The organism is Citrobacter sp. Cpo015, from assembly GCF_030333035.1.
In the GTDB taxonomy this organism is placed as follows: domain Bacteria; phylum Pseudomonadota; class Gammaproteobacteria; order Enterobacterales; family Enterobacteriaceae; genus Citrobacter; species Citrobacter portucalensis.
The window spans coordinates 1,274,911-1,291,246 of record NZ_JAOWGS010000019.1; the positions used below are offsets into that span (position 1 = coordinate 1,274,911).

The 16,336-nt window shown below is 46.7% G+C and carries 12 protein-coding genes and 1 pseudogene; 7 read left to right on the plus strand and 6 right to left on the minus strand.

Annotated features, from left to right (window positions below):
* The first annotated feature begins 8 nt into the window (after positions 1–8).
* From OGY67_RS06200 to trpS, 6 genes and pseudogenes are all read left to right on the plus strand, one after another.
* On the plus strand, positions 9–1,973 hold the full coding sequence (locus OGY67_RS06200; RefSeq protein WP_286573780.1) for a putative bifunctional diguanylate cyclase/phosphodiesterase: 1,965 nt from the start codon (positions 9–11) through the stop codon (positions 1,971–1,973).
* A gap of 138 nt (positions 1,974–2,111) precedes the next feature.
* A pseudogene (locus OGY67_RS06205) lies at positions 2,112–2,438 on the plus strand (hypothetical protein).
* A gap of 114 nt (positions 2,439–2,552) precedes the next feature.
* Positions 2,553–3,020 carry a GNAT family N-acetyltransferase gene (locus OGY67_RS06210; RefSeq protein ID WP_286573781.1) on the plus strand — a complete coding sequence of 156 codons (468 nt, stop codon included), beginning with the start codon at positions 2,553–2,555 and terminating at the stop codon, positions 3,018–3,020.
* Between the two features lie 136 nt (positions 3,021–3,156).
* Entirely contained in the window at positions 3,157–4,266 is a 1,110-nt protein-coding gene (locus OGY67_RS06215) for an AI-2E family transporter (RefSeq protein ID WP_136391834.1), read from the plus strand.
* Between the two features lie 119 nt (positions 4,267–4,385).
* A complete protein-coding gene (locus OGY67_RS06220) occupies positions 4,386–6,170 on the plus strand; it encodes a diguanylate cyclase (protein WP_286573782.1) in 1,785 nt (594 codons plus the stop codon).
* A gap of 215 nt (positions 6,171–6,385) precedes the next feature.
* Positions 6,386–7,390: a tryptophan--tRNA ligase gene (gene trpS / locus OGY67_RS06225; protein WP_048214282.1), complete on the plus strand. Its 1,005-nt coding sequence runs from the start codon at positions 6,386–6,388 to the stop codon at positions 7,388–7,390.
* A 109-nt stretch (positions 7,391–7,499) separates the two neighbouring features.
* Here trpS and OGY67_RS06230 read toward each other — a convergent pair whose 3' ends face one another.
* The 4 genes from OGY67_RS06230 to OGY67_RS06245 all read right to left on the minus strand — a co-directional run bounded on the left by OGY67_RS06230 (position 7,500) and on the right by OGY67_RS06245 (position 13,073).
* Positions 7,500–8,543: a ParB/Srx family N-terminal domain-containing protein gene (locus OGY67_RS06230; protein WP_286573783.1), complete on the minus strand. Its 1,044-nt coding sequence runs from the start codon at positions 8,541–8,543 to the stop codon at positions 7,500–7,502.
* A gap of 155 nt (positions 8,544–8,698) precedes the next feature.
* On the minus strand, positions 8,699–10,393 hold the full coding sequence (locus OGY67_RS06235) for an NAD-dependent malic enzyme (protein ID WP_286573784.1): 1,695 nt from the start codon (positions 10,391–10,393) through the stop codon (positions 8,699–8,701).
* A gap of 40 nt (positions 10,394–10,433) precedes the next feature.
* Positions 10,434–11,816 carry a C4-dicarboxylate transporter DcuC gene (gene dcuC, locus OGY67_RS06240; RefSeq protein ID WP_286573785.1) on the minus strand — a complete coding sequence of 461 codons (1,383 nt, stop codon included), beginning with the start codon at positions 11,814–11,816 and terminating at the stop codon, positions 10,434–10,436.
* A 114-nt stretch (positions 11,817–11,930) separates the two neighbouring features.
* Positions 11,931–13,073: a M20 family metallopeptidase gene (locus tag OGY67_RS06245; RefSeq protein WP_286573786.1), complete on the minus strand. Its 1,143-nt coding sequence runs from the start codon at positions 13,071–13,073 to the stop codon at positions 11,931–11,933.
* 114 nt (positions 13,074–13,187) lie between these two features.
* Here OGY67_RS06245 and OGY67_RS06250 point away from each other — a divergent pair, with 114 nt between their 5' ends.
* Complete coding sequence (locus tag OGY67_RS06250) at positions 13,188–14,102, plus strand: LysR family transcriptional regulator (protein WP_286573787.1); 915 nt, start codon at positions 13,188–13,190, stop codon at positions 14,100–14,102.
* A 529-nt stretch (positions 14,103–14,631) separates the two neighbouring features.
* Here OGY67_RS06250 and OGY67_RS06255 read toward each other — a convergent pair.
* Together OGY67_RS06255 and OGY67_RS06260 are read right to left on the minus strand one after the other, a co-directional pair.
* Positions 14,632–15,147, minus strand: a complete 516-nt coding sequence (locus OGY67_RS06255) for a phosphoribosyltransferase (RefSeq protein ID WP_003832724.1) — start codon at positions 15,145–15,147, stop codon at positions 14,632–14,634.
* Between the two features lie 72 nt (positions 15,148–15,219).
* Positions 15,220–16,335: a gluconeogenesis factor YvcK family protein gene (locus OGY67_RS06260; protein ID WP_032942972.1), complete on the minus strand. Its 1,116-nt coding sequence runs from the start codon at positions 16,333–16,335 to the stop codon at positions 15,220–15,222.
* Position 16,336: the final 1 nt, after the last annotated feature.

Below are 16,336 nucleotides of genomic sequence, written 5' to 3' on the forward strand. Positions count from 1 at the left end.
AGAACATCATGAACAGAATACTGGCTGGCATCATATTTTTCCTTTTTATATCGACCGGATATATATCTTTCCTTGTGCATGAAAGGCAACAAGAGTTACAGAAACTCACTCACTACACCGATTCATGGTCTGCTGCACAGATGGTATCAGAATATTATCGATTCGAATCATGGCTTGGTCTTTACACTATCGATAATTCGATGAACCTCGATGATGTACGCCTGCGTCTCGACATTATGCTCAGCCAGAGTGATTTGATAAAAGAAGGCGATTTGGGGCATTTTATAGAAAGCAATAAAACGCATCGTGATCTGGCGATAAAGCTTGAAAAAACGCTTGATTATCTGGACGTTAACCTCGAGAAAATGAATCGATCCGAGCTCCAGGCATACTTGAAGCAAATGCATGCGCTGGATGCGCCACTTGGTCGTCTTTCATCCGGTGCATTAAACAAAGATGTTAACTCTATTAATAACGCCAACATCAAGATTCAAACTCTGTACTATATTTACTCAGCAACCTCTGTACTGCTGATAATACTGAGTGCGATTCTTGGCGTTCTGATATTCTATCAAAACAGAAATATTCTGCGAGCGCATCTTCAGGTCAAGAGCCTTGCCGAAGAATTACAGAAGTCGAAAGAAAAACTGCAAATCCAGAATGCAAAACTGGAATATGACGTCTACCATGACTCTCTTACCGAAATGAATAACCGCCAGCTATTCTGGGGTAATTTAAATAAAACAATCGAGATGGCAGAAAGAAATAGTGATTCTGTCACTGTGATGTTGTTCGATTTAGATCGATTCAAGGAAGTTAACGATACGTATGGCCATGATGCTGGTGATATTTTATTGCGTCAGATATCGGACCGTCTGGTTTCGATGAGCCTTACTTCTGATACGCTGTATCGCTTAGGTGGGGATGAGTTTGCGTTTCTCTCGAGTGGCCTGACAGAAAGCCATGCTGTTTCGCGAGCCAAAAAAATATGTGATTTTATCAGCCAGCCCTACACTATTTATAACACAATCATAAATATCACTACCTGTGTTGGCATTGTCATCTCAGACACCGAACGTCGTTCCGACTATCTTTATAAATTCGCCGATCTGGCCCTTTATGAAGCTAAAAATGAAGGCGCCGGTAAAATAAAAGTCTTCCGGCAACGAATGCTAGAGAAGCTGCAAGAAAGCAGAACTTTTGAGCATGATATGGCATTGGCATTAGTGAACAAAGAATTCGTGGTTTATTATCAGCCTATTGTGGATTCTTTCAGCCAGGAAATTTACAGCTATGAAGCGCTTATTCGTTGGATACACCCGCTAAAAGGCCTCCTGTCACCGGATAGTTTTATTCCTGTTGCTGAAAAAACAGGAATGATTAACGAGATGGGAAAATCTGTACTTGAAATTGCCTGTCGGGAAGCTGCTTCCTGGGTAATTCCGGCTAAAATTTCAGTCAATGTCTCCCCCGTCCAGCTCAGCAGCAAAGCTTTTGCCGGCATCGTACTGTCTATTCTGAAAGAAACAGGTCTTCCGGCTGACCGTCTTGAACTGGAAGTCACTGAGTCTTCCCTCTTCACCGAAAGCACGACACCGATGAATACACTGAACAAGCTCAGAGCCCTGGGCGTGAAAATCTCCATCGATGATTTTGGTACGGGGTACTCGTCTCTTTCTCGCCTGAGCAGGCTTGCCTTCGATAAAATAAAAATAGACAAGTCTTTTGTGCATTCAATATCCACACAGGAAGATGCGCTGAATATCATTAAACTCATCACTGGCATGGCGAAATCCCTGAATATGAAAGCTGTCGCAGAAGGTGTTGAGACGCAGGAACAACTAAAAAGCCTTCAGGCGCTGGGCTGCGATTTCGCCCAAGGATATCTGTTTGGTAAACCTCAACCCTGTGTCAATGATGAAATCAGAAATGGTCAAGTGGCGCGAATAAACAACAGAAGAACGATGCCATGAAGACTTTCTATCAGGCTTCAACTTCCAGCAACGTGCTGAGTGGCAATGTCGACGCTAAATTTATCCTGACCTGCGATTTAAAAAACATTTACTTTTCACAAGGTTACCGCCACCATCCTAAATGGTCAGCTTTTCTCGATGGCCGACTATGCAGGCAAGCTTGGTTTCCCCTGCAACCCATCCTGTAAGCAGGAACCCGGGGGAGTCGACGAAATCGCACAGACCTGCCACGTCAATTACGGCGTGAGCTTTCCAATGTTTGAGAAAGTGGAGGTTAACGGCCCCGTTACGCACCCGGTATTTCGTTACCTGAAAACTGAATTACCCGGCATGCTGGGTGGGCGGATCAAGTAGAACTTCACTAAATTCCTGATCGGACGCGATGGGAAACTGCTTAAGCGTTTTGCACCCTTCACCACCCCAGATAAAATAGAAACCGTCATCCTTGTTGCACTTAAAATATAATGTCAGTCATCACTCAATGTTAATACCTGCCGCTACACATAATAAAATCCTATTTAACCGGATGAGAAATAGCGTGCTAGCTTTTACAGAATGAACATTAAACTGGGATAGCGAATGTTTCATATTTCAGAAGTGGATAAAAGTGACGCTGAGTTAGCTTATCTGATCGGTGAACTTGATGCTTTTCAAAGCCAACTCTATCCAGCTGAAAGTAATCACTGCCTGGATTTATCAACGGTAAGCGAAAAAGAGTTACGATGCATCATTGTACGTGGGGAAAATGGGAGTGCCGTGGGTTGCGGAGCGATACTCTTCCAGGGAGATGGAGCTTGCGAGCTAAAGCGCGTCTATATCCGGCCGGAATACAGAGGGCGCAAACTTGGCGAACAGATAATTGCCGGCCTGGAAAGGCTTGCCACAGAAAATGCTTGCTATCTGCTGCGCCTGGAAACAGGGATTCACCAACAGCCCGCTATCGCTCTTTATCACCGCTGCGGTTTTGAGATTTGCGAAGCGTTCCTCCCTTATATAGCCGACCCCTTAAGTGTATTCATGCGTAAAACCATTCGAAAGGCGCATTAATAGTATGGAGATTCATTAGTTTTCATCTTTAGTGAGTCATCGTATTAGCCAAAATAAGCGACAATTTACAGCTAAAGTTGGTAAATTCCCTGAACGGTTCTATAGTCGGGACTGCTTTTCATTACAGGGTTCACTAATGCGATTTAACGGACTGACTAAAGGTTTCTTCATTTTCATACTTGCCCTCGTGACCTGGGCGTTCTTCGATGTATTGTCCCCCTACTTTTCCGCCATTTTGTGGGCCGCGATATTAACGACTATCTTTAACCCGGTAAAAAACAGACTGCGTAGCGCGCTTGGCGAACGCAACGGGCTGGCATCATTGATTACCATCGCCATTATCTGTCTGATTGTCTTTATCCCGCTGATGGTAATCCTGTCATCGCTGGCCATTGAACTGAACGTGGTATACACCAAACTGCAACAGAATGACACGCAGTTCCCGGAAGTCGTCACTTCTATTCTTTCGTACCTTCCTGATTGGGCCAGAGGATTTCTGGCAGAACACAATCTGGATGATGTCGCGCAGATCCAGAAAAAACTGTCCGATGTCGTGCTGCAAGGCGGGCAGTACCTTGCTGGCAGTGCATTTCTGATTGGGAAAGGGACATTCGGCTTTGCTATCAGTTTTGGCATCATGCTGTATCTGCTGTTCTTCTTACTGAAGGATGGACCGTATCTGGTGCGCCAGATTCTGGACTCATTACCCCTTTCTGATTTTGCCAAACAGCACCTGTTTGCCAAATTCGTCGGCGTGACGCGGGCAACCGTCAAGGGCACGGCGGTCGTCGCTTTGGTTCAGGGTATTCTTGGCGGCATCGCGTTTGCAATTGTGGATATCGACGGCAGCGTTCTGTGGGGGGCGTTGATGGCGTTTCTCTCGCTCGTGCCTGCCGTGGGCTCAGCAATCGTCTGGGTACCTGCAGCAATATTCCTGTTCGCCACCCACCAGCTATGGCAAGGGCTGTTTATCGTTGGCTTCTTCGTGATTATCGTTGGGCTGGTGGACAATATCCTGCGCCCGCTGCTGGTAGGTAAAGACACCAAAATGCCGGACTATCTGATTTTGATTACCACTCTCGGCGGCATGGAGATCTACGGCATTAACGGCTTTGTGATTGGCCCCCTGATTGCTGCACTATTCATAACCTGCTGGAACCTGTTTTCCGGGCGTGACCATGAAGGTAACGTGGAAGGAATCGACGAAGCCTTTATGGAAGAAGGAAAAAATCCTCCAGATTTATGATTGCAGGACGATAACAGAAGGCGGTTTCTGGACCGCCTTTTTTATTTTCACGCAAAATCATGCGTTTCCTATAATTGCAATCATGCGTATTCATTAATCGTCGCAGAAGGAACTAATCAGTGCGAATTGCCACAATCACCAACTGGGCCTATAGCGCGACGGTATGCCTGACCATCGCTTCAGGCGTTGTCATGCTGATGGCATCCAGCGCCGATAACACAGAACGCCAGGTGGTAGAACAGCGTTATCAGTTCGATCAACTTACCGAAGAAGTCGAACTCGATGCCTGGTCGCTGTCCGACCTGGCGCGCGACTATGTTATTGCAAAAGATCCTGAGGTGCTTAACGCCTACCGTCAGAAAGAAGCGACGCTGAAAGCTGTTGAGCATCGGCTGTCAAAGCTCAAAGACCTTGGGGCAACGGATGAAGAGCTGGCGCTATTGCACGAAGGGCTACAGATTGTTGATGCCCTGCAGGACGAGCAAGCTGCGGCGCTTGCCAGCGTCGCGCGCGCAGAAGAGTCGCAGGCTATTGCCCTGCTCTATGGGAAAGGCTATGAACAGGAACTGGAACGCGCCCAGGACCGGATAGATCATTTCCGCCAACTGCTCGATAACCGCGTACGCAATACAATTGAAGATGCAACCCAGTCATCCCGCATGCTGCGGACGGCCTCTGAAGTGATGGTCGGTCTGACGGCGCTGCTGTTTTTATTCGTTCTCGGTTTCATTTTAAAGCGTCGCGTCCTGCGCCCCGTCGTGCGTTTGAGCGATGTCGTAAACCGTCTCGCATCGCAGGATTATGCCGTTGAGACGCCCAGTTTTAACCAGATAGATGAAATAGGCGACATGGCACAGGCGATCCGGATATTTCGCGAGAACGGTCTGGCGCGTCAGAGACTGGAGAAAGAGCGAGATGCCGACTGGGCAATCCGCGATCTGCTGGCGCGCATGACGCAACGTCTGCAGGGTTGCGAGAGTTTTGCCGATGTCATCAATGTGGCAGAGCTGTTTGCACCGAATATTGCTCCAGGTATTGCCGGGCGGCTTTACATACTGGATCAGGAACCCTGGCAAATGCGCTGCGTTGCACAATGGCTTTCTCCGCAGGGTAAAGCGGATGCGTTCCACCCGGACGAATGCTGGGCTGTGCGCCGCGGCCAGAGTCATCCTCCGGTACAAGGTGAACCCGATATCACCTGCTACCATCTGCCAGAGTCATGCCAGCACCACACTCTGTGCGTCCCGCTGATTGCCCAGGGCGAAGCCATCGGTCTGCTCTCATTCCAAAACCTTAGAGATGATTCCGCCCCCTCCCGTGCATATCTGGAGCTGATGGCAGAAGCACTCGGCCTCGCATTAGCCAACCAGCGTCTGCGTGACGCCCTACTGGAGAAAGCGCTCTATGACCCGCTAACCGGACTGCGCAACCGTCATCATCTTGAAGATACACTGCGTACCCAGATGAGCCAGGCAGTGCGTAACAAAGAACCAATCAGTTGCCTGATGATCGATATCGATCATTTTAAAAGTATTAATGACCGCTTTGGCCATGAGGCTGGCGATAGCGTGATTAAAAGTATCGCTGCGACTATTCAGCGCGTTGTCCACAACAGCGGCATGGCCTTCCGCTACGGCGGTGAAGAGTTTCTGGTACTGCTGGCCAATACGGATGAACAGGCCGCTAACCGCTTTGCTACGGAAATCTACAACGGCGTACGCGAACTGTCGCTGCGCTTTGGCGTTTCCGATATTGGACACGTGGATGTCTCTATAGGTGTCGCCAGTTACCCGCAGCATGCCCAGAGCGACAACCTGTTACGCGCCGCAGATGTTGCACTGTACCGCGCGAAAGAGTTAGGTCGTTCGCGCATTGTGAGCTTTGGCATGCTGGAAGCGAGTTGATATGCGCCAGCACTTCGGGCATTGCTTTACCTCTACGCCAGGTGGTATGTTAATTGGATGAACACAAAACACGATATCAACGGTTTTAATCACAACCTGTGGTGGCTGCCTTCTTAAAGGCGGTCAGAATGTGTTTTCCTCATTTTAAATAACCGCCGAAAGGCGGTTATTTGCATTTAGAGACCCCTTTCGGTTTTATGACTTAGGAGTCTTACATGAACAATAAAACCATCATCCTCACTGGCGATCGTCCCACCGGCCCGCTGCATCTTGGCCATTATGTGGGGTCATTGCGCCAGCGCGCCACGCTGCAACACGATTATCAGCAGTTTATATTGGTGGCTGACCTACAAGGGTTAACCGATAACGGCAGCACACCGCAAAAGATCCGCAACAATATTCCCGAAGTACTTGCCGACTATCTTGCCGCAGGAATAGACCCGTCACTTACCACCATCTGTCTGCAATCTGCACTGCCTGCTCTCGCAGAGTTAACCGCGCTTTATATGAACATCGTCACCGTGGCTCGCGTGGAGCGTAATCCTACGGTCAAAAACGAAATTGCGCAGAAAGGGTTCGCCCGCTCGTTACCGGTTGGTTTTCTGGTTTATCCCATCAGTCAGGCGGCAGATATTACGGCCTTCAAAGCCGAAGTCGTTCCCGTCGGCGACGATCAGTTGCCAATGATTGAACAGACTAATGAGATAGTGCATAAGATGAATAGCCTGTTACCGGCCCCCGTCCTATCGCACTGCAAAGCGCTGCTGAGTGAAACCAGCCGCCTTCCAGGGATCGACGGAAATGCCAAAATGTCAAAATCGCTTGGTAACACATTGCTCCTGTCAGCCAGCGAAGAAACCATTCACCGCGCGGTTAGCGCAATGTACACCGACCCTAATCATCTGAAAGTGTCCGACCCAGGGCAAATAGATGGCAATATGGTATTCACTTACCTCGATGCTTTTCATCCGGATAAAGCAAAAGTGGCGGAAATGAAAACGCATTACCAACGGGGTGGACTGGGTGACCGGACATGCAAAAACGAGCTGGAAGTGTGCTTGCAAGAACTCATCGCGCCAATGCGCGAGCGGCGTGCAACCTACATTCAGGATAAAGGCATGCTGATGGCGATGCTCAAAAAAGGAAGCGAGCAGGCGCACGAGATTACGCAGCAGACATTAAGAGAAGTGAAGCAAGGACTGGGTTTGCCGGTGTTCTGATATCGAGTTGCAACAGGAGCGATAAGTAACGATGACTCCCGTCTGAATGCCACCGCCGGGAGTTATCAGAAGCTGGCTCGCGTTTTATCGAAAAAATTAAGGGTAAAAATCAATCTCCTTTAACCCGCTGAAAAATCTTGTCCCGATACGCATCAAGATGATGTTTTTGCAGATAACGTTCCACCTCCGTAGCCCATTGGGTTCCCTCACCGAGAGTAGCGCGGCTATGCGTTGACGCGTAAAGATATCGTCTGTCATAGAGACTAATCAGCGTCTGATTTACCGCATTGACACTGTAATTGGGGTTGTTAGCCAGCTGCTTTTCCAGCGACTGAACGATACGCGCCTGATGGGCAGCATCGGCAGGATATTCCGTTACATTAAGCTCGCTCAACACCAGAAATAAAGGGGGGATCTGCTCTTCGATCGCCGCCTGTAATCGATAATGCCCATCAAGGATCACATAAGATCCTAATCCGGCGATATACCAGACCAGTATCGGCGGCAACGTCCCCTCTCGGCATTTTTTACGCCACCATTTTAATCTCCCCGTATTGGGTTGAATGGCATAACGCCCCCGCAGCAAATAACCGCCCCACCACCAGTCAACCAATCTGACGTTTTCCGGCTGCGTCAGATCAGGGAAATCTTCAACGTACAGCGTCCATTGGCAGTTAATATTTTCAGTGCTTTCTGGCGCTGAGAAACGCCAGTTTTCTAACGCAATGGGTTGGGGACTGGAATAGCGCGATGAACATTGAATCGGTAACATCGGTCTTATCAACCAACGCTGCGGTGAGAGTAATGGTGTTGGCGCATTCATTAACTGACGAACAAAATACCGGCACCATTCGCCGATCCGCACCTGCTCGCCTTTGGCTTTTATCCGTTCAATATCTTCAGACGTTACCGCAGGTAATATCTCCTGGCTCCGTGGATGATCTGCATTAAAAACCAGCCAAACGCCGGAATGATCTTCAAGCATTGAAGCCCAGAATAACGGCTCTCCGCCGAGCTGCAATGCCATACGCCCAAAATGGCCACTGAGCATTTCCATCGCTGGCTCAGTTCTTTGATTTTCTTTGAAGATCAGTTCCAACCCTTGCCACTGGTTATTACGATCAACCAGGTCTTTCCACCAATAATCTGTCATTGCCGCCTTCCCTGAGTAACGGGTTAATATCCCATGAGCTTCGCCATCGGTCAGCAAGGGTGTCTTGCGTTGAGAATAAGATGCATTGTGTCAAAATCCAACCTCCCTATCGATGAGTGGCGTCAATCCCCCTCCAGAGAGGGGGTTGATTAGCGTCAGTATGAGGTCCGTCTGTATTGACGATACTGCGGATGCCAAAAAATCTCGTCAATTTTGCCTCGTAATGATTCCTCCGGTATACGAATGGCTACGCCATCGCGTTGCGCTGCAATACCAACACTAAAGGCAATGGCCTTTGTTACCTCCTGAATATTATTTATATCCGGTAATAATGGAGAATCTTTATTGCTTTTCATTGGCGAAAAAGAGGCTAACGTTCGGCTTGCCGTTATTAACATATTTTCTGTAATTCGTGTGGCGCGGCTTGCCAGACACCCTAGACCAATACCAGGGAAGATGTAAACATTATTACATTGTGCAATGGGATACTCCTTTCCTTTGTATATTACGGGATTAAATGGACTTCCCGTTGCAACAATGGCGTTTCCATCTGTCCATTCAATAATATCTTCCGGCCTCGCCTCGACCCGCGAAGTTGGGTTGGATAACGGCATGATTATTGGGAGCTTACAGTACTTGTACATTTCCCTAATAATAGCTTCGCTAAACAAGCCTGGTTGGCCGGTAACACCTATCAACACCGTAGGATGTGCGTGACAAACAACATCCATCAGCGTCATTTTTTCGCTTTCCACACCCCAGCTTTCGACGATCGTTCGAGGCTGTGACAGTTGTCGCTGAAAAGGTGGAAGGTTTGCCTGGTCATCAGTCAACAATCCGAACCGATCCACCATAAAAATTCTGGCGCGAGCTTCCACTTCAGACAAGCCTTCAGCGATCATCTGCTGAATAATATGCTCCGCAATACCGCAACCAGCCGATCCGGCCCCCAGAAATACAACTTTTTGCTCGCATAATGAACGACCGGAGACTGAGCTTGCCGCCATTAAACATCCTAGCGCGACGGCAGCAGTTCCCTGGATGTCGTCATTAAAACAGCACATCTCATCTCTGTATCGCTCCAGAAGAGGAAGTGCCGTTTGCTGAGCAAAATCCTCGAATTGCAGTAGGACCTCAGGCCATCGACGTTTAACCGCGTTTATGAACATATCCACAAACTCAAAATATTCTTCCCCGGTAATTCTTGGGTGACGCCATCCCATATAAAGAGGATCATTTAGCAGTTGAGAATTATTGGTTCCAACATCCAGCAGAATGGGTAATGTATTTGCCGGATTTATACCACCGCAGACGGTATACAAAGACAGTTTGCCGATTGGAATCCCCATGCCGCCAATACCTTGATCCCCAAGTCCCAGGATCCGTTCACCATCGGTGACGACGATGACACGAATATGCTGCTTCGTGGCATTGTGCAATATATCATCGATTTTATGGCGATCCGGCCATGCGATAAATAACCCTCTGGCCCTACGGTAAATATCAGAAAAATGTTCGCATGCATGGCCAACAACAGGTGTATAAATAATAGGTAGCATTTCTGCTAAATGTTTATTCACCAGATAATAGAATAGTGTTTCGTTAGTGTCCTGAATGTTCCTAAGGTAGATATGCTGTGCAATAGCAGACTTAAAATCGCTAAACTGGCGATATGCTCGATGGGATTGCTCCTCAATTGTTTCAACTGCATTGGGCAGCAATCCTTCCAGATTGAATATCACTCGTTCCTCTTCGCTAAAACCACTTCCTTTATTAAGAAGAGGAGATTCGAGTAGAACAGAACCTGAGTAAGGAATATAGAGCAAATTATCCACATTTTCATTTAACATAGTGTTCATCCAGATAAAAACCTTCCGTATTCAGTTACTCTTACATACTGGAAATTAGCGTATTAGCGATTAGCATAGTTATGATTCCACCAAGTGCCGGAATGACCGTTCTGCGCACGATCATAAATGGGGAACACTCTCCCGATTTACTGACGGCAATAATAATACCGGCAACAGGCGACATTGCGCGTCCCATCCCAGCCATCAGTTGCATTGGCAGAAGCATATGTACGGCGTTCATACCAAATTTTGTTGCAATAGACTGCGCCATACCGGCAAATGAAAAGAAGGCTGCAACCCCCGATCCTGTCAGTACGGCCGTTACCCCGACCAAACATGCCATTACAATCGTCATGCTGGTGAAACCAAAGCCAGCGTTATGTGTCGCATCGAGTAAATAATCCACTGCACCAATTTTTTGTAATCCCTGTGCGAAAATTTCGGCGCATACCAGTAATGAAACGATACTGGTAAACATACTCCCCATACCTTTAAAGAAGACTTGTACTCCCTTGCAGCACTCTTTAAAGTTTCGTTTTACACATAGCTCAAAAATAAAGGCGACAATAGTTCCAATAACCATTGCAGTCACGACATCTACTTTAATGGTATCAACAACCAACGGACTGAACACCAATACCAGAACGACAGGAAAAATGGGCAATAACCCGTAGAACTTAGGTGCTGGCACGTCATCTTTTTCAGCAATCTCGGGTTGCACAGCACATTGTGACGCAACAACATGTCCATCTTTTTTGTCAAAATATTTCGCCGTAAAATAGATTAATATAGAAACGACAACCATCACCGCCGCAGCTACCGGCATCTGATAATGAGCAAAATACAGTGCTGTTTCCATGCCAGCATATTCAGCAGCTAAGTTCGCGGTGCCAACGGCCGGCCCAAGATCCATAAAGGCACACATGCCAATCATAGCCGCGGCAGCAGCCTTACTTACCCCAAGCCGAACCAAAACCGGGAAAAATGTCACCAGCAATAACATTGCAAGGCCCGTAGCACTGGAGATGGCAACATGGAGCAATTGCGCAAAAATGTAGCCGATGGCAAGGATCAGGTAAGGTGCTTTTAAAGTCTCCAGCGGCCGAATGCAGACATCAATCATGGCCTTTGAAGCTTTAATATGATCCATATAGCTGGCGAAACCACCGGCCGCCATAATAATCAAACCGATCCCTGCTACCTGCGTTGATAATGAACCTTTTACAAAAGCAAATATATCAATCCAGACAGACCCTGTGGATTTTGCATTTCCATATAAGATACTTTTTTCAGGGTAGAAAATGGCTGTAATTGTTAACAAGGAAAGCCCCGCTAACAGCAAAACAGTTTGCGGCTGGTAATTCTTGATAATTAACCAAGCCGCAACGACAGTAATAACTATCGCAATAATAAAAGCACTCATGGATATTTCCTGTTATTTATTCGTCAAGATATTAATAATCCATATAGCCACAGTGGTTACATGAGGATAACAAACAATAATGTCGTTGAGTGTGCATGATGTATTTAGCTAAAATTATGCCCCATCATCAGAATTAATATCGTTAAGCATCATTCCAGCAACCAGTGCGGTTCTGGTAACGATATTTTCGGGTAATATATGCTCATGGAGCGCATGGATACCGGCTCCTGTCGCACCAAGGCCATCTAATGTAGGAATACCTAACGCCGCGGTGAAGTTTCCATCACTACCACCTCCAGCCGATTTCGCGGTAATCGTAATGCCCAGTATTTCCGCAATCTTTTGCGCTTTTTCAAATAGCTGTTCGGAAGCTGAAGAACGTTCCATCGGTGGGCGAGTTTGCCCTCCTTCAATCCTGAGTTGACTACCCTGCAAATGAGGTGTCAAACGGGTGATAGCATCATGGATCCGTGCAGCTTCTGACTGATTTTCCACTCTGGTATCAATTTCTAATTCGGCATAATCCGCGACGACATTGACCCGACTGCCACCCCGTACAATACCAACGTTAACGGTGGTACCGCGCTCAGGATCATTCAACTCTCGCAATTTGAGGATCTGAAAAGCCATTTCCTCAATAGCACTAACCCCCTCACCTGGATTATTGCCTGCATGCGCAGCAAGACCTGTGATAGCAATGCGGTAGCGGCCAGTGCCTTTACGGGCAATTTTTAAATCACCATTAGTTGTCGCCGGTTCAACAACCAATACTTGCTCAGATCCTGTAGCATTACAGATAATCCATTCCTTCGAACTTGGACTTCCGAGTTCTTCATCACTATTGCACAGGAAAACAATGCGCTTACCACCGAGATGCCCGCTCTCTTTTAACGCACGAACCGCCCAGATAGACTGAATCATCCCGGCTTTCATATCGAGGATCCCCGGGCCATACCATTTCCCCTCTTCTTCGCGAAGTGAGAGTACCCCTTTATCCCAGACCGTATCAAAATGCCCCAAAATTGTGGTTTGCGGGCCCTCTTTTCCCAGAACAAATTTTAACTGGTTACCGTAATGTGTCTGTTTTTCAGTTTCAGCCTGTATACCCAGACGCTTTTCGAAAATAGCTTTTAAAACGTCACCACAGTGGTCAACAGCAGCTTTATCAGTTGAAGGAGACTCAGCCAGTACCAAATCGCTGATATCTTCCATGATAAGGTCAGTATGTTTCTGTAAGTAATTAACAACGCTCTTCATTGCCACACTCTCCGCATAGGTATTTAGCATTAGTATGTGATGAATCCCGGTTGAAAAAGAATCAGGCTCCTATGCTATTATTGTTGCTTTCAGGTCAACAATAATGGCAAAAACATGACATTGAGCACCTATCCAGAAAAAGCGATCCGTTATTTATATATGGTCGGATTGTACGGTGGGATCCGCAGAGCCGCCGACATCCTTGGCTTTAACCCTTCGGTTGTCAGTCGCCAAATCTCTCTTCTGGAAAGAACAATACAGCTGCCATTGTTGGAGAAAAGAGGACGTAACGTTGTCCTCACCGAGGCGGGAAGATTACTGGCTGATGACTACGCCATTACTCAACAAAAACGCAATGAACTTGAGCGGCAACTCAGCGATATGCGCCATATGCGTGGAGGGACAGTTACGCTGCGCGTTGGACAAGGGATGGTCCAGGAAATCATTACCCACGTCGTGAGCGATTTTGCCCAAATCTACCCGAATGTGTTTGTAGATATCACTTCTGGCAACATGGAAACGTCGATGGAACTCATTGCAAGAGGTGAAGTGGATATGGCCGTGGGATTTGGTCCCGTTGGGCAACCGGCACTTAAACGATATAGCTATAATCGGGGAGCCATTTGTGCCATTGTCAGGAAGGATCATGTTATTTCTGATTTAAAGAAAGTAACGCTTCAGGAACTTTCCCGGCATCGCCTGATTGCTATGCATGACAATTTTGGGCTTCAGCGATATCTCACTGCGATGTTTCGCGATGAAGCGATTATGTTCAGGCCATCCTACTGCTGTAATTTGTTTACCAGCGCAATGGCCCTGTGCCGCGCGGGACTGGGGATTGCTTTTATGACAGAACAAACCGCTAATGCAAATTCTTATCCTGGGGAATTGACGGCAATACCGATTGATCATCATATTGCCAGAGAGTGTCAGTGGCATGTATTGCGTAGCTCCGATCATCGTTTTACACCGGCTGCTCATTACTTATGGAAGTTGCTGTGTAATTATTTAAGTGACTCCAGCACGTAGAAATGCAAAACATCACGCAGTTTAACAATCAGGTGCGACTCGCCCGACGCACAGGTTGAGTAAATTGCATTCTGCAAAATTAACAAAATACAATCATTTCAAAACTCAAAAAAAACATATAAATCATTACGATAAACAATTGCTGGGACAGTTAATAGCGGGTTATAGCAGCTATTAATGTGTCCCTTTTTATGTCCCTGCTCCAAAAGATGCCCCCAAATCACGCTTCAAGTGGGGTAAAAACCACTCCAAAGCCACACAGGTTATTCAAGCCTCTCATCATCAGTACTTATGGCCTTCAACTATTCAAATTTCACGTGGAAAACAGTACCTCCTCATACGACCGCTCAGTGCCAACAGCGGACATTGTTTCGGTCTACTGTCAGTGTTGTAACTTTTCTTAACTGACTGTTTTTGTGGGGCTGGCGGGAATTGAATCTGCGAGCACACAGAAAAGTGATCCAGAAAATTAACCATTAAAGGCAATTTATCCGTAACCGAGCCCCACTTAACATAAGTGCACGACTGGTTATTTCATTAATTTAGTAATATTGGGCCGATTGCGATATTTATTATCCCATGGCATACCATAGCCAATGAGTAGATCATCACTCTCCATTTCATAGGCAAAATACTGTTTTACAGGAATATTCACTCTTCCAGGTTTGACGAAGAGGACGGCAACAGACAGGGATGCTGGATTGAAATTATCTAAGATATATTTAATAAGGCGCTTCATTGTACCACCTGATTCTATTGCATCATCAATAAGAATGACATGACGATTTTCAATCTCAATATTTTGATGGTAAACAATAGTGGAGTTGTTATTTCGTTCCCCAGGTGTGTGAGGGCAGGATATGTAATCCATGCTTACATCAAACTTCAGCTTTCTTGTTAAGTCTGCTGTATAGAGAATACCGCCTGGAACAACAGTTATAACAACAGCATCGGTGTAGTCATTGTTCAACTGCTCAGCCACACGACTGACACCGACAGCAATACTTTCTTCATCAAGAATAACTTCACCAATATGATGATTCATCGTTCGAACTCCACGTATGTTGTAATAACGAACTAAGCATTCAACTTATCAATCAAAAAGACTTCTTTCCGATTAATTTTCAACCAGAGACAATAGCCTGTTTGCAAGTATTTCACCATCGTGTTTACCACGCACCCAGACATCTTCAAACTCATCCAGCACACAGGTGTAGCGGGTTGATTCATTGATTTCATCCGAGAGATAGGCAAATTCACCCACATATTTTTCAATTGAAAGAAATCTCTGATTTCCCAGAACCATCAACTCAGGCAAGGCAATGGATGCGTCTGCATCGTGCCATTGCTGGATAAAACGATTAGCAACATCCTGCAAACCCAGTCCATGACTCTCACGGCATTCTAAAATATTAGCGATCAGTGCTACGGGGCATCCTGCTTTTGCTATGGCTGCGATTACGCCCTTAACCTGAAGATGTGGCATGATACTGGTATAAAAACTGCCAGGACCGAAAGCGACAAGATCCGCGTTCTTTATGGCTTCCAGCACGGCAGTATTTACCTGAGCATTGCTTCCGTTGGACGTTTGTAATGTGACAGAATTGATGCCAATCTCCGCCTGTTGCCTAGAAAGATGGGTAATTCTGTCCTGAGGTGAAACATGCTGCCCATCATTAAGATTAGCGGAAAGCACAAGATCATTATTGAGTGAAGAAGGCCAGACTTCTCCTGTAATGCCGCAGAGTTTTCTGAAAACAAAAATCGCGGTATTCATATCCCGATTATGTGCCAAATAGGCGCCGGTTAAGATGAAATTCCCGATACTGCCATTACGGTAGTCAAATGCGACACCCACCGTGGTAGAAAAAATCTGGAGATAATTAACAATTGCGCCTCTCAATCCAGTATCGAGGCGCTCAAGCAAAGGATGTCTGTCCTCCGCATAAGCCTGAAATTCTCTCAAAGCTTCCTGAGTTTCCCCCTCGGATGATAAACGGGTATTGCAGATGCGAACGATATCACCCGAACAGTTTTCACCATAGGCCATGGTCATTAGCGCCTGGCGGATATCACCTACAGATAATACATCGATATTTTCTCTAATTGATCGTGAGCTTCCACCGCTATCCCACGCAGGAACAATACGAGTCAAAGAAACTGGATGGTGGCAAAGCGCAATATTCAGAGAACGGCATGCACTGCCACCAGAAAACAAAACAATACGCTTCACT